We start from the raw sequence: 16,570 nt of genomic DNA, 5'->3' as shown, positions 1-16,570 counted from the left end.
ACGATGAGCAATTGGATCGAAGTTTGCGCCGCTGATGCGATCGACGAAGAGGACGTCATTCGCTTCGACCATAATGGGCGGACCTTCGCGGTGTATCGCAGCCCTGAGGATGATTATTTCGCGACTGACGGCCTGTGCACCCATGAGAAGATCCATCTCGCCGACGGACTGGTCATGGACAACATCATCGAATGTCCGAAGCATAATGGCCGCTTCGACTACCGCACTGGCGAAGCCAAGGGCGCGCCGGTCTGCGTCAACTTGCAGACCTATCCGGTTAAGATCGAAAACGGCATCGTCTTCATCGGGTTGTGAGGAGGCAAGCGTGGCTCATTTCGTCATTATCGGAGCCGGAGAATGTGGCGCCCGCGCAGCCTTCGCACTTCGCGAAAAGGGATTTGAGGGTGAGATCACCCTCATCGGCGCCGAGCCGCTGGCACCTTACGAACGGCCGCCACTGTCAAAAGGCAGCGCGGATCAAGCGCGAGAACCGAAATTCATTGCCGCATTGGAGCGCTATGGGGAGCAATCGATCGATCTGAAGCTCAAGACGACCGTGATCGCACTCGATCCCGCGACGAAGACCCTTAGGCTCTCGGATGGGCAGGCTCTCACGTATGACAAACTTCTGCTTGCAACCGGAGCCGCGGCGCGAGGGTTTCCAGGCGTTGACAGCACATCGCAGCGCATCCGCGTGCTGCGCACCCACGCCGATGCGGTGGCTTTGCATGCAGCCCTTCATCCCGGACGGCACATTGCCATCATCGGTGGCGGTTTCATCGGCCTTGAGGTGGCGGCAACGGCGCGTATCCGCGGTGCCGACGTCACCGTCATCGAAGGCCTGCCGCGCGTCCTGAAGCGCGGCGTGCCCGAAGAGATCGCTGAAGCGATTACCGAACGCCATTGCCAGGAAGGCGTGGATATTCGTTGCGGCCGGACCATCGAAGCCTTGCAGGAAGAAACCGATAAGGTGGTCGTTCGTCTAGTGAGCGGCGAAGTCATCTCCGCGGACCTGTTGCTCGTCGGCATCGGGGCGCTGCCGAATGTCGCGCTGGCCGCAGAAGCGGGGCTCGCGATCGACAATGGTATTGCCGTCAACGAGCGGCTGGAGAGTTCCCATGCGGATATCTTTGCGGCAGGCGATTGCTGCTCGTTTCCGCTGTCACTTTATGGCGGAAGACGCGTTCGCCTCGAATCCTGGCGCAATGCGCAGGAGCAGGCCAATCTGGCCGCCGCCAACATGCTGGGCGAAAGTGCTGAAATATCCGCCGTCCCATGGTTCTGGTCCGATCAATATGATTTTACGCTGCAGATCGCAGGGCTGGCGGATGAAGCAGTCACTCATGTGCGGCGCGACCTCGATGACGGGGCATTCATTCTCTTCCATCTCGGCGCGGACGGAAGAGTGCTTGCCGCCAGCGGCATCGGGCGCGGCAATGCCATCGCGCGCGACATCCGTCTTGCCGAAATGCTGATCGCCGCCCGTGCACATCCGGATCACGCCGCTCTGGCGGCAAGCTCCGTCAAGCTGAAGTCGCTGCTTGCCGCATAATATCGCCGTCGGGCCTTGACGCAGCAGGCCGAAGCATAAATGTCTTCCCCTCACGGCAAATGGAGGAAGCAATGAAAATACTCGGCATATCGGGCAGCCTGCGCAAAGGCTCCTTCAACACGGCTCTGCTCCACGCCGCCGTCGAACTCGCACCAAACGGTGTCGAACTGATCGCGCACACCATCCATGGCGTGCCGCTCTATGACGCCGATCTCGAGGTAGCGGACGGCATTCCGGAAAAGGTGCGGGAGCTCAAGGATCTGGCCATCTCGGCCGACGCGCTGATTCTGTTCACACCGGAATACAACAATTCGCTTCCTGGCGTCTTCAAGAACGCCATCGACTGGATGAGCCGCCCCTCCACTGACATCGCGCAGGTCTTCGGCGGCAAACCGATCGCAGTTCTCGGCGCGTCGCCGGGCAATTTCGGCACCATTCTCAGCCAGAATGCCTGGCTGGCGGTCTTGCGTACGCTCGGTGCCGAAGCATGGTTTGGCGGCCGGTTGATGGTGTCGCGCGCCGGCAGCGTCTTCGATGCAGACGGGGCGATCGTCGATGAGAAGGTGAAGCACAATCTCTCGGCTTTCCTCGAAGGCTTCACCGCTTTCGTCGCAGAGCGCAGGAAAGGCTGATTAACGGCTTTCCGGTTGAACCGAAGGTAAGCCGGAAGTCTATGATTGGGTCAAGGAATAGCCTAATGTGAATCGAGGCGCCGGACCCGGCGTCGCCGGGGCCCTGCACATTCTCTTCCTTCGAAAATCATGAAATCCAATAGTACCGGTTACGTCTTCACGCTGTTGGCAATCAGCATATTCGCCATACAGGACGGCATATCCAAACATCTTGTCAGCGCCTATCCGCCGCTTCTGGTGGCGATGATCCGCTATTGGGCCTTCATGCTCTTCGCCGTCGCGATGGCCTCGCGCGCGCCAGGCGGATTGCAGCGCAACGCCCGGACCAAGCAGCCTATCCTGCAGATTGCCCGCGGCCTGCTGCTTGCCGCACAGATCGTCGTCGCGATCTCGTCCTTCGTCATCGTCGGCCTCGCCCATACGCAGGCGATCTTTTCATCCGGACCGCTGATGGTGGCCCTACTGTCCATACCGATCCTCGGCGAGAAGGTCGGCTGGCGGCGATGGCTGGCAATTTGCTTTGGCTTCGTCGGCGTGCTGCTGATCCTGAAGCCGGAGAGCGGTGTCTTCGATGCGCGCTTCCTGGTGCCGCTTTTCGGTGCGCTGCTATTTTCGCTCTATGTTGTGCTGACGCGTTATGTCAGCCGCGAGGATGGCGCCATGACCAGCTTTTTCTATACGGGTGTGGTGGGTGCCGTCGCCATGACCTGCATAGGACCGTTCTTCTGGACGCCGCTTGCGCCGCATGACTGGGTCTTCATGGGCATTCTCTGCCTGACAGGCGTTTCGAGCCATTATTTCCTCATCCGCGCCTACGATATGCTCGACGCGGTGGTGATTCAGCCCCTGACCTATCTACAGCTCGTCTTCTCCGCCCTTATCGGCGTCACCATCTTCGGGGAAAAATTGAGCGCGCCCATGATTGTGGGCGCGCTCATCGTCGTTGCGGCAGGCATATTCACGATCTGGCGAGAACATACCCTGGCGAGAACCCGGCTCAGGGCCGGCAAGACACAGACGAGATAGAGCGGTTCGGTTTTTCACGGAATCTCCGAACCGCTCTATCTCTTTGCTGTCTCGCAATTCCGGACGGAAAACCGCTGCGCACTTTTCCCGGAGTTGCTCTAAGCGTCCACCTCGGCACGCGGCTGCGCCTCGGTGTAGTAGCTTACATATTTCTGCCGGTAACGCTCCGTTCCGCCGAAATCGCTGTAGCGCGGCAGTTCTGACATATCGGTCTTGTTGAGGATGACGCCCAGAATGCGCGAGTTGATCTGCGGCTCCTGTTCCAGGACATGACGCACCAGATTGGTCGGGGTCGCACCCCATTCGGTCACCAGCAGGAAGGCATCCACCTGCGGTGCAAAAGCCTTCGCGTCGATGACGGGACCGAGCGGAGCAAGGTCGACGATGATATAGTCGAACATCTTGCGCGCATTCTCCATCAGATGCTGCATGCCCTGAGAGGATAGAAGCTCGCTGGTGTGCAGCAATTGATCGCGCACCACCACCGGCAGGATGGCAAGTTTAGTGCGCGGGTCAACCTTCACGGCATTCGTCCAGGGCACTTCGCCCAGCACGGCTTCGATCAGGCCGGCATGCGGCTGCGACTTCAGCGTCCGGCTGAGGCCGGGATTGCGCAAGTCGGCGTCGATCAACAGCGTACGTTTGCCGCTGCTGGCAAGCAGCGCCGCGAAATTGGCTGCCGTCGTCGACTTGCCCTCACCGGGGAGTGCTGAGATGACGCCGATGACGCGGTCGGCGCGGCCCTGCAGCATCACGTCGCTTGCGAGTTTCGCGTTTCTCAGGGTCTCGGCAAAGATCGAGCGCGGCGCTTCGACGGATATGCGCATCATGCGCTCGAAAGCAACGCCGTTTTCTCCATCTTCCGCCGTCGCCGGCTCCGGTCCTGCACCGGCCCTGCGTGACTTCTTCTTGTTCTTGCCCTGCTGGCCGAGCAGCGGCAGATAGCCGAGGAACTTCAATCCGAGAGCAGCCCGCACATCGGCTTCGACGCGGAAGAAGCGATCGCGGAACTCCTGGAACGCGGCGACACCGCAGCCGACCATCAGGCCGAGGATGATCGAAAGTGCCATGACGAGCGTCTTCTTCGGACTGGAGGGCGCAGTCGGCACGCCGGCGAGTGATATGACGCGGGCCTTGGCGATGGGGAACGAGCGCTGTTGCGTCGCCTGCTCAAACCGGCCGAGATAGGATTCGTAAAGTGTCTTCAGCGCTGATGCCTTCTGGTTCAGCTCATTCAGGTGAACCAACGACTTGTTAGCCTCGGAATTCTTGCCGACAACCTTGTCGATGCTTTCGCGCAGCGATTCCGCCCGCGACTGTGCGACATCAAGCTCGTTCTTGTAGCTGGCAGTCAGCTGCTGAAGAACCTGATAGATCTGCCGGGTAATGTCCTTGCGCTCAGCCTTGAGCGCGACGGCTTGCGGGTGATCGGCGCCAAAATTCTGCGTGACATCCTGTTCGCGCTTTTCGACAGCGAGATAGCGTGTTTTCAAATCCTGCAGCACCGAGTTGTCGGTGGAGCTCGACGAGATGGTCGCGTTCTTGACGGCGTTGTCAGGGCCTTGGTCGACGATCGACTTATACTGATTGTAGCGGGCGGATGCGCTGGCCGTATCGGCTTGCGCGATGATCAACTGCTTGTTCAGGTCGGAAATCTGCTGTTCCGACATCAGCTCGCCGCCGGTCGAGGTCAGACCATTGTCGGCCTTGTATTTCTCCACTTCAAGCGAAGCCTCCTGCGCGCGCTGGCGCAGATCGTTCAAGCGCTCCTGCAACCAGACGGAGGCACGTTCCGTCGCATCGAAATTGGCGTTCAACTGGTCGGTCAGATAAGCGTCGGCATAGGCGCGCGTGATCTTGGCGGCGAGAAGCTTGTCCGTCGAGCTGAAGGAGACGGCAACGACCGAGCTTCGTGTGACGCGCTCGACCTTCAGATTGTCCTGAAGAACGGCAGCAACCTTCTGACGCTGGGCCTCGCGCTGCTGCTCAGGTGTCATCGGCGGCCGACCGGGCGTGAAGACGCTGACGATCAGGCCGACGCCGGATTTGAGCAACGCCGCCGGAGACGCGGGCGGGTTGAGCAATGTGTTATTGTCCGCAAGGCCGGCAGTATCGACCACGCGCAGCGCCATCTCATTTGATTTGAGGATTTCGACCGCACTGGCAATCTCCATGTCCGCCTGCTGGCTGCTTGCCGCCGGCGGCTGATCCTCGGCATATTTCGTCATGCTTTCGTCGAGCAATATCTGCGTCATTGAGGTATAGCTCGCAGTGGCCGTCAACAAATAGACGACGGCCAGGATGACAAAGGCGGCCATGGCGAAAATGATGGTGCGGATGCGCCGGACCACGACGGCCATCAGCCGATCGAGATCGATAAAGCTATCCTGCGACTCCGCTTGCGGGAGAGCGCTGTGGAAAGTGAAGTTCTTCTGATGCATGGCGACCACCTTGTCGGAGAAGCCCGAATGAACAATTGCCATGGCCTGCGGCGTTCCCGGCCGCAGGCCACAATGTGACAGGCTTAAGCGGCGGTCATCTGCGCTTCGTGCGAGACGACCAGGTTGCGGATCGAGTCATAGACCAAACCGCCGATATCGGCGCGAGCGAGCGCGAAGGCAACGTTCGCTTCGATGAAGCCGTGCTTCGACCCGCAATCGAACGTACGCCCATTATAGACCTGGGCATGGAAGTATTGCGTCTCGGACAGGCGTAGCATGCCGTCGGTCAGCTGGATCTCGTTACCGGCACCGCGCTCCTGGCGGGCCAGAATATCGAATATTTCGGGCTGCAGAATATAACGGCCATTGAGGTAAAAGTTTGAAGGCGCCTCGGACGGATGAGGCTTCTCGACCATTTTGGTCACGGCAAAGCCATGGCGCACGGACTCGCCCTTGCCGATAATGCCGTATTTCGACGTCTCTTCCGGGGCGCATTCCTCGACGGCGACGATGTTGCCGCCGGTCTCGTTATAGAGATCCATCAGGCCGGCCATGCAGCCACGCATACCGTAGCAGAGCATATCGGGCAAAAGCAGCGCAAAGGGCTCGTCTCCGATCAGGTCGCGAGCACACCAGACGGCGTGGCCGAGGCCAAGCGGCGCCTGCTGCCGGGTGAAGCTTACCGAGCCCGGACGCGGCAGAAGACGCTCCAACTCGCTGACCTGCTGGCTCTTGCCGGCCCGCTGCAGCGAGGAGATCAGCTCCGGCGTATCATCGAAATGATCTTCGATCGCCGACTTGTTGCGGCTGGTGACGAAGACGATGTGCTCGATACCGGCCTCGATGGCTTCATCAACGGCGTATTGAACGACGGGGCGATCGACGATCGTCAGCATTTCCTTCGGCATCGCCTTGGTGGCGGGCAGGAAGCGCGTTCCGTTGCCGGCAACCGGGATCACTGCTTTTCTCACACGACGTTTGGGGTCCATGGCTCTATCCTTTGTTAGAGTGAGGGCCTGCGCCCATATTGGGCAGAGGGGAGGAAAGTTGAGAGGGCGTCGGCTGGCGTCGGCTCCGCAGCGACGCGGCCAACCGGCGAAAACGGGCAAAGACCGGCATGCTGAGATGACGCACCGCCCGCGGGTTGAGGCATGCGATCTTGAGCATCTCCTGCAGTTCGCGCTGCTTGATGCTGTCGACCAATTTAAGAAAAGCGATGACTTCCTTCAGATTGCGCGTGCGCCGCCGTTGTGCGGCAAGGGCAGCGGCGCCGAAGTGATGTTCGGCGAAGAACTTGGCGTCGGCGGCAAGCATGGCCTCGACATGGTCTTGCCGGAGAACACGCGAGATCGACCCATCGCGGATGTAATAGAGATAACCCACGCTCGGCTCGACGACGCAGACGCCGCCGCGAGCGAGAGCCGAAGCGAGGAAAATATAATCCTCGCCGATCCGCAGGGTCTCCTCGAAGCGCAGGCGATGTTTCTCGATGAAGGCACGCTCGAAGACCGGCTTCATATAGCCGAAATTGTGTTCCGACTGGAAAATCATGTTCGAGGCGATGAACTTAGCCAACGTCAGTATCGGCATGCGCGCGAGCATCGGCTCGGGAAACATCGGCAGTATCGTGCCGACGTCCTCACGGATTACGTCGAGATTGTCGACCACGATATGTGCCTCGGCTTTTTCCGCTCTGGCGATCAGGCGGGCCATCCGATCCGGACGTAGGGCATCATCGGAATCGAGCACGGCCACCCAGCGGCCCCGGGCCGCATCGAGCCCGGCATTGCGGGCAGCGCCCGGACCGCCATTGCGGGCCATGGCAACGAGTCGTACACGCGGATCGGGGTGGTTGCCGGCAATCTCACGCGTATTGTCCGTCGAGCAATCGTCGACCACGATCACTTCCATACTGACGGCGCCTTGCGCCAGCGCGCTGTCGATGGCGCGCTCGAGCGTTTCCTCGGCGTTATAGGCAGCAATGACGAAGCTGACATCGGGGATGAAATCCGTCATTGCGGTGCCTTCTCCAGATTTCCGTATTGTTCGATTTCGCGGACTCCGAAGAGGCCACTGACCACGCCGGCATGCATGATGCCGCGCAGGCCATAGCGATTCCGCTTGATGGGCGATGCAAAGAGCAGCGCTGCGGTAACGAAGCAATAAGCGGATTTCGAGGCCGCCAGTGCAATCGCGCGCCAGCGCCCGAGGCCGCCTGCGGTCTCCAGCAGCATGCGGCCATGGGTCTGGCCCATGCGATACCGGCGCTTCGAGAGCCAGGAGACGGTCGCCCTCCCTTCCGGGACGGGTTCGTAGACCAGCGCATCCGCCGCATAGGCGATCCTGCCGCCGGCCTTATGCATATGAGCGAAGAATTCGGTATCCTCGCCGCCGCTGCGTCCGATCGCGATATTGAAGCGCCGGCCAGCAAGCGAGGGTGCGCCGCGACGCAGCAATACATTGCAGGTGTAGCCGGTCAGGATTTCCCCGGCGACCCAGACAGGCAAAGTCGAATGAAAATCACCGCGCCGCATCCACCCCGGAGCTATATTCCCGTAGACGGCGTGAACGGGCCCAAGAACGGCGTCGGCGCCCGTCGTGTCGGCCATGATGAGCAATTCGCTCAGCCAGTCTTCCGAAGCAGTCTCGTCGTCATCGATGAACGCGAGAAAATCGCCGCTTGCATGATCCAGGCAGGCGTTGCGTGCAATCGAGATGTTCGATGCGGGGCAATGGACATAGACAATCTCGAACGGAACGGCCGAGCGTAGGGCGTCGACGCGGTCCCGGGCACTCGGGGTCACATCGTTGTCGGCAACGATGATCCGGACGACGGCACCTGTGGGGATACTCAGGACGGCAAGCGACAGCAGCGTCTGATCGAGTTCGGCCCGCCTATAGGTGCAGACCGCAATGTCGATCTTTATCGGGCGCCGATGAGCCTGTGTCATGACGCCACCCTGCGATTGCGGAAGCTCAGGACTTCCATCCAAAACCCCATCGACCAGGCGAAATGCATGACCATCGCGGAAATGGCTGCCAGCGGCCCATAGGGGTTCTTATGTCCGAGAGCGATCCAGAAGCCATAGGCGATGCAGGCGACGGCCCAGAGGCCGACCGGGATAACCGCGATCCAGTTGAGGACGGCAAGGAAAGCGCCGATGAAGATCGGCACGACCGCAAGCGGCAGCATCTGCCGCAGGCTCGGCATGCTGCGATGCTTGAGTATATTGCGCGCGCGGCCACGGCCATACCCCAGATATTGCCTGAAGAGCGTCGGAATGCTGGCGCGCGGAAAATAAGTCATCGCCGTCTTGTCGGTCAGCCAGATACGATACCCAGCCTTGTTCAGCCGATAATCCAGCTCCGCATCCTCGTTATGGCTGAAGCTTTCGTCATAGCCGCCAACGGCACGGAAGGCGGCAACGCGCATGAGCGCATGATGCCCGTGCTCGGCCCAATGGCCCTTGGCGCCTTCGCGATGTTTGGAGCCGCCATTGCCGAGCTTGGAATTCTGGGCGACGGCCGTCGCCTTCTGAAAGGCACTGAAGCCCATGGTGCGCATGGCGACGACAACGGAATCGGCACCGGTCGCGCCAGCCTCCTGAACCAGTGTCTGGCAGTAATCATCCGGATAGTCGCCATGGGCGTCGATGCGGATGAAATACTCGTGATCGTCACCGAAAGTCTCGATGGCGAGATTGATCGCCGCGCTTTGCAGCCGCTTCGGATTGTCGAGCAGAAGAACGCGCGGATCTCTCTCGGCTATATGGCTCACGATCTCACGCGTGCGATCGGTGCTGCCGCCATCAGCCACCACGATCTTCGCATCGAGTTCGTCAAGAGCCCGCCCGAGCTTGTCGATCAGCGGCTCGATATGCTTTTCCTCGTTGAGGCAAGGAATAACGATTACGCAACGCATATCCCCTGAACTTCCGGTCATCATTGCAATCCACCTCTATTGCGATGCAGTTGTGGGAGGGCCTGTATCTCGGCCATCTGCTCATTGGCGCGCGTCAGCGATGCCAGCCGCTGCACCAGCAGCTGACAGTCGGCGCGATCCATCATCCATTGCTTATGATCCTGGGATGCCACGGCCTCGAAAGCGGCGAGATAGCGCTTTACGTCCATCTCACCCAAAAGCGCCGTCAGATGTTCGGCGTCGGCCCGGTCAAGCGTGAGCCCGATCTTTCGGCTGGCAAGAAATCTTGCCGTTTCCGTATCCTTGATCGAGATCGGCACGGCACCGTAAAGACCGCCTTCATAGAGGCGGTTCGGCAACAGCCAGCTGGAGTTCAGTCCCTCTTCGAAAAAGTCGATCGCCCAGGAAAACTGGACCTCGCCATAAATCGCCGCGAGATCCTCAGGGTTCTTGTAGGCGCCGGCAAAATGCATGAAGGGTGCATCGCGGACGGTGCGGTCGAAGTCGTCGAATTCGGAATAGGCCGGACGACCGCGCAGAACGATCTGGAAACGGCCTTCCATCCGGCGCGAGAATTGGTCGAGCAGCGCCAAGGATTTGCGGCAGCGAAGGGCGCCGAACCAGCCAATCTTCCAAGGCTTGCCCGCAGCCGGCGGCCTTGCGGCCGATGCGATGACGCGCGCCGCGGGCTCAAGCGCCAGTACCTTGTTTTCAAGCAGCATGACCGGCAGTTGCAGCCCGGAACGCGGACGGAAATAGCGCTCGATGAAGGCGGGCGAACTGGTCACCAGCAATGATGCCTGCGAGCCGAAATGACGCTCGGCACTGCGAAGCGCACTGCCCACCACATCATCGCGCAACAGCAGCCTATGAATATCGAGACATTCGTAGACAATAGGCACATCGCCGCCGAAGACGGATTTGGCGCGGTTGGCGAGCGCCAGCATTTCGAGATTGCGGCCGATGATGATGTCCGGTCTTGCGATGGAGCGCAGCGCGCTGCGCAGTTTCGCCGCCGATCTGGCCACTGCCGCGATCCGCTGTGCAAACTGGGCATCCCGCGTCTTGCCGAGCTCGATCGGCTCGACGCCGCTAATGGCAGCCAGCGCATTGTCATCGCGCCGGAAACCCGCAAGCGTTACGAGCGCCCCGCCAGCCTGCAGCATCAGCACCCGCCTGCGCACAGCCGGATCGGCAAGATCATGTACGAAGTACAGTATATGCAGCATCAAAATTTCCGCTTTTGCGCCCGGCCGAAGCCAGGCACTTGGTGTGGTTGGTGTTGCATGATGGCGTTGCCACTGGCCGCGCGCGATGGCGCGGCCAGCCGTGTTCAATCGAGCTTGCAGGTGATCGATTCCGGAAAGAGGCACTTCTCTCCCGGAGCGGTGAAGGCGACGCGCTTGATCTCCATGGTCGCCGGCTCGCCGCTATAGGCGAACTTGCCCATCCAGCCACTGAGCGTATCGGTGCCCCAGAGGCTGAAGAAGATCTTTTGCGGGTTCGTCGGTATTTTCGAAGGATCGGTAACCTCCTGGACGAGCTTGCCGTTCACATAGTAGCGCAGGCGATCCTTTTCCCAGACAAAGGCATAATCGTTGAAACCCTTGTCGGCACCGCCTGGAACCGGCGCCAGCTTTTCGTTGCCGCCTTTGGCGGAAATATACTGATTGACCTGAACCTGACCGGAATTCTTGCCGAGCACCTCGAAATCGATCTCGTCATGCGGCTTCTTGTCGGTCGGGCCGATATAGGTGAAGAAGGCAGAGTTCAGACCAGGCCCGGTAGCGGTGCGGTAGCGCGCTTCATAGGTGCCGTAGCCATAGCGTTTCGTCGTCTGGATTTCGCCGCAGGCATAGTTACGTTCACCGATCTTGGACTGGACGAACTGCAGTTGCAGCGTTCCATCCTTGATACCCACCTGCTTGCGCGACCAAGTGCAATTCTGATGTGGCCCGTTGTTCCAGCCGTCGGAAATATACCAACGACTGGTGTCCAGATGCTCGAAATTGTCGACGAAGGAACCGCCCGTCGGCTGATCATCCTGCGCGGATGCGACCTGCGGCATCAGGAAGGCGCTCATGAGAGCGATTGAAACAAGACCAAGTCTGTACATGCAGTTTTTCGATGTCGTCATGGTATCACTCTTGCTTACGCAGGACACACCTACAGGGAACAAAGTGTCGCGCAGCAATCCCCGCAAACAATCGAAAAAACCATAGGCGCGGTTGAACGGCCAGGTATGGGGCTCGAATGATGTGGGGACAGAAACTGTGCCCGGGAGCATTATGCTACGCATGAGGTTTATCCGCGAAGACACGTTGGCAGTCACATTCACGATGTCTGTCACCCCTTCTTCGGGCTGCATCCCCCCTCGCAGCCATTTCCAACACAGCAGAACTCGCAAGGATAACCTAGGGCACTCTTCGGAAAGGGAATATGGCAGCGCAGCAAAAATGAGCAAAAAACGATATGTCGCCTCGCACAGAAAACATGGTTTTGTCCTGCGTAAAGGGGTGAAAAATCGATTTAGATGCAAGAAAACGCAGTTACGAAAGGCACTTAGCCCCTCACCCGAGGCCTCGTTTTGCGCTCCGATCGAACGTTCCCGAGCCTTCCATAATTTCCGCTGAAGGTGAAGATTTTTTGCAGCGCAGCATGAGTTGGCATGCAAAGCGTGACCAAAATGCGACAAAGCTTCAATCAGAATGAGAAAACCGATTCGTATCGCTCTGCCAATGGCTGCATTAGCGTACGATCCTGGCGCGCCATGTGTTATAATAGCTCATCGGCGGATGGCCTTGACCGCTGGCGCGCTGGGATGAAAGTTTCAGAAAATCTCGCCTCTCATCATTGCTCGACATCGATTGGACGCTACCTGTTGGCGTCACAACGACCTCCGCTATGGCTCATCTGCCGGAAAATTGCGGCGAATGTCGTTAGAAAAGCCAATAATCATGCCCTAAGACATGAACCGCAAGCCCTTGAACTAAAACCGTAAAGGCGGGAAAATGGCGTCTATCACGATTGTTATTCCGTTCTATCAGAAGCAAGCCGGCGTTCTGCAGCGCGCTTTGAAATCGATTTCCCGACAGACATTTCAGGATTTCGATATCATCGTCGTCGACGATCAATCGCCGCTTTCGGCGGAAAGCGAGCTACAATCGCTGAGCAGCGAGGAAAGAAAACGTATCCGTGTCATCCGTCAGGCCAATGCCGGTCCTGGCGGGGCGCGCAATACCGGCCTTAACAGCGTACCGGCCGAGAGCCGGTTTGTAGCCTTTTTGGATTCCGATGACGAATGGGCGCCCGAACATCTTAGCAATGCCTTCGGAACGCTGACCCATTACAACGCCGACTGCTACTGGGACTCCATCGATGGGGGCAAGGAGTTCTATTACCATTTCAGCATCGCCGAGCTTGGGAAATCGACCGATACAGTGCGTTTGTCGGATAGGCCGGCCGTCGTCGAAATCCCCAATATTGCCAGTGTCATGCTGCAGGATTGGAGTTTCCTGCACATGTCCTGCATGGTGATCGGGCGGCCGCTTTTCGAAAAGATCCGCTTCGAGCCGTCCCTGCGACTGGCGGCAGAGGACGTTCTGTTTTTCTGCGACTGCGTTCTCGCCGCCAAGCGGGTCCTGCTTTGCGAGAATGCCGGCGCGCTGCGCGGCGAAGGCGTGAACATATTTCACAGCATCGACAATGATTCCCCGCAATTCCTGCGCCAGCAATTCAACACATGGACGGCGCTCAACACGCTGGAGCAGAGATTTTCGCGCCGGCCGCAGGATGTGGAATCCATCCGTCTCTATAAGAACCGCGCCCGCCAGCAGGCGCTTTGGAGCCAGGCGCGGCAGGTGCGGCGGCGGCGCCTGCCGCAATTTGGATTGCTGGCAAAATGGGCCTTGCGCGATCCTGGAATTTTACAAAGCGCCATGCAGCTTGCCGTGGGCAAACTAGCGCCCTAGATTTTGCGGTGCAGCATGGGCTGCACATGCCGCATCGAAGAGCCACGGCATGACCCGCTATAGTCTGGATCAGCAAGGAGTCCTGCATGAAGCCGTTCCACTGGGAATCCACCCATGGCAATTTCGGTGACGATCTCAATCTCTGGCTCTGGGATTTCCTCCTTCCCGGCCTTCGCGATGTTCGAGAGGAAACATTGCTGGTCGGCGTCGGAACCGTCCTCAACACGGAGATCCTGCCTGACAAGGGGCACAAGCTCGTTATCGGCAGTGGTTTCGGCTACGGTTCTCTTCCGGACATGCGCGATACCTCGCAATGGGATGTCCGTAGCGTGCGTGGGCCGCTGACAGCGCAAAAGGCTGGTCTGCCCAACGAAATGGGCATCGTCGATCCTGCCGTGCTGGTGACGGAAATGCCGGAATTCCAGGCCATTTCGAAAAACGGCAAGCGCACCTTCATTCCGCATTGGGAATCGGCTGCCGCAGGCCTCTGGCCTGAAATCTGCAAGACCGTCGGTCTTTCCTATCTCGATCCGCGCGGCGAGGCGAAGGCCGTCATCCGCGAGATTGCCGCCTCCGAGTTGATCGTGGCGGAATCGATGCATGGCGCCATCCTTGCCGATGCCTTCCGTGTTCCGTGGATTGCGGTCAGCTCCTCGCGTTCCATCAACAGTTTCAAATGGAACGACTGGGCTCTCTCACTCGGCGTCACCTACCAGCCGAAACACATCCCCGTTTCCACCCGGGCCGAGGCGATCGCCAAAGGGGCCAAATTCTGGGGTGTCGGCTTCGAGCGCAACAAGCAGGCGGCAGCCGAGCTCGAAAAGCAACGCTATGGCGAAAACGTCATGCTTGCCGATCCCGAGCAGACCACGCTGCGCGTCATGGCAAAGCAGGCGCTGGCCGTACCTTCGGCTCTGGCTCTGTGGCAGGCGAGCAAGGCAAAGCCGCAGCTGAGCAAGGATAGCGCGCTGGCAGCCTGCAAGGAGCGCCTCCTGAACGTAATCGAAGGCGTGCGCCGCGATTATCTCTAAGCCGCAATACCCTATTCCGGAGCGGCCTGCAGCAGATAGCGCAGGCCGTTTGCGCCGGGATGGGCAATGGTGGTGGTGCTCCGCTTGCGGAAACGCTCCGTCTTATCCGCCAGAATGCCGCCGGCAATAGCCGGGACGGCGAAGGGGTGCGATAGCGCATAGGCGGCCGCCGACAATAGCCCGGACTGTGCTTTGATATCGAGGAAATGCCGCAACTCGTAACGATCGCGAATATGCTGTTCGTGACGACGGATCACGGCTGCGTCCGCTGAAGAAAGCCCGCCCTTGGCAAGAATGGTCCGATCAGCCTCGTAAAGGCGGCGCAAATCCTCGGTCCTGTGCCGGCCGCTCAGGGAATCGCTGCGCACGACCGCGCCATAACCGCAGCTATGAATGATCTTGTAGCGGGCCTGGTGAGCCAGCGCACGGACATACAGATCGTAGTCTTCGCCGAGACGCAGCGCCTCGTTGTAGCGCAGGTCATGCGCATCCAGAAAGGAGCGCCGCATCAAGGGCTTCAGAAAGCCGATCTCGCCGCGACGCACGCCGCGCTTGGAAATATTGCCTTCGACGAAAGCAGCAAGATCGAGAAAACGCGGTTTCGCGTCGAAATGATCGAGCCTTGCATGCGCATCAGGCACGGTATCGGCGCTGACGAAAGCGATGTTGTCGGCAACGAAATCCCAGTCGTCAGCGGCAAGCAGCGCTGCGAAACGACCTGGAAAGAAAAAATCATCGGCATCGAGGATACCGATCAACGGCGCCTTGGATATCTCGATTGCGTGATTGCGTGCTGCGGCAGGGCCGCGGTTCTTTTCGAATTCCCGGACAATCAGTCGGCCGCTGCCGTCATCGGCTTTGGCGGCGGCGATGGCCGTTCCATCCGTCGAGCCGTCATCGATGACGACGACTTCGGCGACCTCGGCCTCCCGAAGAGCCGAGGCAATGGCAAGCCCAATGGTTTCGCTGGCATTCTTCGCGGCAATGATTACGCAGACGCTTTTTTCTGCAGGGTCGGTCACATCGGCCTCCAAGGGTTCAGACGGAGACTTAGGACATGGCTACGATCCGGCAACCGCCGAGCTCCAAAAGATCTGACCGTTTCCCCGAAGTTCAGGGGTTGAAGGGCTCGGACCGCTTTAAACTGGATGCGGACAGACCGGCGACCTTGCTGTCTTCCTGTATCGATGCCGGGCCCTTATTTTCGTTCAACAGGGCCTCATGCGCTTTGCGCTCTTTCCAAACGAGGTAAAGCACGCCCAGGAAATAACCTATCTGCAGAAGGACGGCACAGATAGCCGTTTCGATCAGGGTGGTCGAAAGCGAGTTCGTCAGGAAATATGTTGCGATGGCAAATACGATCAGCGTGCCTAGCATGCTGAAGAAAACGCGGGGCGCGTACATAATCTCACCCCGCCCGTTCGGACGTTAAATAAAAAGCGTTCAAGGTCTTTCCTCCCTTATCAGACCTAAGTCTTAAATATATTTTATGATTCATTGAGATTCAACCAAGTTACCAAGATCCGTTGCGATTTGAGACGATCCTAGCGCCAAGCCTGTTAAAACTACGCATCGATTATAATTACAATTGAATTTGTTCATCTTTCTCATTGCAATTAGATGGTGGCATATCGAAATAATACAATCTGAAAGAAGCATCCGGGCCATCCAGCCGATAGGGTGTTCTCGTCCATTCAATCAACTTTTATTACAAAGTCCTGAGGAATCTGCTTTCAGTATGTGCGCTGCAAAATATTGCTGCACTGCAATATATCTTCAGAAGAAAGCAGGATGGCATGAAGCTGAAAGGAAACCGAGCAGAGGCTAGCGAAGCTAATGATAATGAACAGCTTAGCGTTCCATGCCTATAATATCCTTAGAAAGGGTCGACTGCGACACGACAGAGCTGTCGAGATCGACATTATACACAACATGATACAGTACAATTCATCAACTACTGATCACTGCACTAAACCAAGTCACCGTTGATGCGGT

15 protein-coding genes are annotated in these 16,570 nt (G+C 58.6%); 6 read left to right on the top strand and 9 right to left on the bottom strand.

The genetic code is table 11. From position 1 onward, the window contains the following. Nucleotides 1-3 precede the first annotated feature (3 nt). The 4 genes from FHX05_RS19825 (at nucleotide 4) to FHX05_RS19810 (ending at nucleotide 3,210) form a co-directional block, all read left to right on the top strand. Complete coding sequence (locus tag FHX05_RS19825; RefSeq protein WP_183873985.1) at nucleotides 4-315, top strand: MocE family 2Fe-2S type ferredoxin; 312 nt, start codon at nucleotides 4-6, stop codon at nucleotides 313-315. A 10-nt stretch (nucleotides 316-325) separates the two neighbouring features. After that, on the top strand, nucleotides 326-1,552 hold the full coding sequence (locus FHX05_RS19820; protein WP_183873983.1) for an FAD-dependent oxidoreductase: 1,227 nt from the start codon (nucleotides 326-328) through the stop codon (nucleotides 1,550-1,552). Between the two features lie 71 nt (nucleotides 1,553-1,623). Next, nucleotides 1,624-2,184 (top strand): NADPH-dependent FMN reductase, encoded by a 561-nt coding sequence (locus tag FHX05_RS19815; RefSeq protein WP_183873981.1) that lies wholly within the window; start codon nucleotides 1,624-1,626, stop codon nucleotides 2,182-2,184. A gap of 129 nt (nucleotides 2,185-2,313) precedes the next feature. Next, a complete protein-coding gene (locus tag FHX05_RS19810; protein WP_112608762.1) occupies nucleotides 2,314-3,210 on the top strand; it encodes a DMT family transporter in 897 nt (298 codons plus the stop codon). A 98-nt stretch (nucleotides 3,211-3,308) separates the two neighbouring features. On the opposite strand, the gene FHX05_RS19805 is transcribed toward FHX05_RS19810, so the two are convergent. From FHX05_RS19805 to FHX05_RS19775, 7 genes are all read right to left on the bottom strand, one after another. Continuing rightward, complete coding sequence (locus tag FHX05_RS19805) at nucleotides 3,309-5,651, bottom strand: polysaccharide biosynthesis tyrosine autokinase (RefSeq protein ID WP_183874464.1); 2,343 nt, start codon at nucleotides 5,649-5,651, stop codon at nucleotides 3,309-3,311. A gap of 83 nt (nucleotides 5,652-5,734) precedes the next feature. Next, nucleotides 5,735-6,640 (bottom strand): UTP--glucose-1-phosphate uridylyltransferase GalU, encoded by a 906-nt coding sequence (gene galU, locus FHX05_RS19800; RefSeq protein WP_015343418.1) that lies wholly within the window; start codon nucleotides 6,638-6,640, stop codon nucleotides 5,735-5,737. A 4-nt stretch (nucleotides 6,641-6,644) separates the two neighbouring features. Then, entirely contained in the window at nucleotides 6,645-7,667 is a 1,023-nt protein-coding gene (locus FHX05_RS19795) for a glycosyltransferase family 2 protein (protein WP_183873979.1), read from the bottom strand. After that, complete coding sequence (locus FHX05_RS19790) at nucleotides 7,664-8,602, bottom strand: glycosyltransferase family 2 protein (RefSeq protein WP_183873977.1); 939 nt, start codon at nucleotides 8,600-8,602, stop codon at nucleotides 7,664-7,666. Before FHX05_RS19790 ends, FHX05_RS19795 begins: the two co-directional genes overlap by 4 nt. Continuing rightward, nucleotides 8,599-9,573 carry a glycosyltransferase family 2 protein gene (locus FHX05_RS19785; RefSeq protein WP_281409864.1) on the bottom strand — a complete coding sequence of 325 codons (975 nt, stop codon included), beginning with the start codon at nucleotides 9,571-9,573 and terminating at the stop codon, nucleotides 8,599-8,601. Before FHX05_RS19785 ends, FHX05_RS19790 begins: the two co-directional genes overlap by 4 nt. Before the next feature lie 20 nt (nucleotides 9,574-9,593). Then, nucleotides 9,594-10,802, bottom strand: a complete 1,209-nt coding sequence (locus FHX05_RS19780) for a glycosyl transferase family 1 (protein ID WP_183873975.1) — start codon at nucleotides 10,800-10,802, stop codon at nucleotides 9,594-9,596. Nucleotides 10,803-10,906: 104 nt separating this feature from the next. Next, entirely contained in the window at nucleotides 10,907-11,656 is a 750-nt protein-coding gene (locus FHX05_RS19775; protein ID WP_246699041.1) for a glycoside hydrolase family 16 protein, read from the bottom strand. Between the two features lie 928 nt (nucleotides 11,657-12,584). Between FHX05_RS19775 and FHX05_RS19770 the strand changes: the two genes are divergently transcribed. Next, entirely contained in the window at nucleotides 12,585-13,544 is a 960-nt protein-coding gene (locus FHX05_RS19770) for a glycosyltransferase family 2 protein (protein WP_112399590.1), read from the top strand. An 86-nt stretch (nucleotides 13,545-13,630) separates the two neighbouring features. Next, nucleotides 13,631-14,575 (top strand): polysaccharide pyruvyl transferase family protein, encoded by a 945-nt coding sequence (locus FHX05_RS19765; RefSeq protein ID WP_183873971.1) that lies wholly within the window; start codon nucleotides 13,631-13,633, stop codon nucleotides 14,573-14,575. Nucleotides 14,576-14,586: 11 nt separating this feature from the next. Here FHX05_RS19765 and FHX05_RS19760 read toward each other — a convergent pair whose 3' ends face one another. Both FHX05_RS19760 and FHX05_RS19755 read right to left on the bottom strand, forming a co-directional pair. Continuing rightward, nucleotides 14,587-15,597: a glycosyltransferase family 2 protein gene (locus FHX05_RS19760; protein WP_112609143.1), complete on the bottom strand. Its 1,011-nt coding sequence runs from the start codon at nucleotides 15,595-15,597 to the stop codon at nucleotides 14,587-14,589. A gap of 91 nt (nucleotides 15,598-15,688) precedes the next feature. After that, a complete protein-coding gene (locus FHX05_RS19755) occupies nucleotides 15,689-15,979 on the bottom strand; it encodes an exopolysaccharide production repressor protein (RefSeq protein WP_112608746.1) in 291 nt (96 codons plus the stop codon). Nucleotides 15,980-16,570 lie beyond the last annotated feature (591 nt).

The organism is Rhizobium sp. BK491, assembly GCF_014194925.1.
GTDB lineage: Bacteria > Pseudomonadota > Alphaproteobacteria > Rhizobiales > Rhizobiaceae > Rhizobium.
The sequence above is the reverse complement of the archived record's forward strand: the minus strand, read 5'-3'. Positions and strand labels throughout refer to the sequence as shown.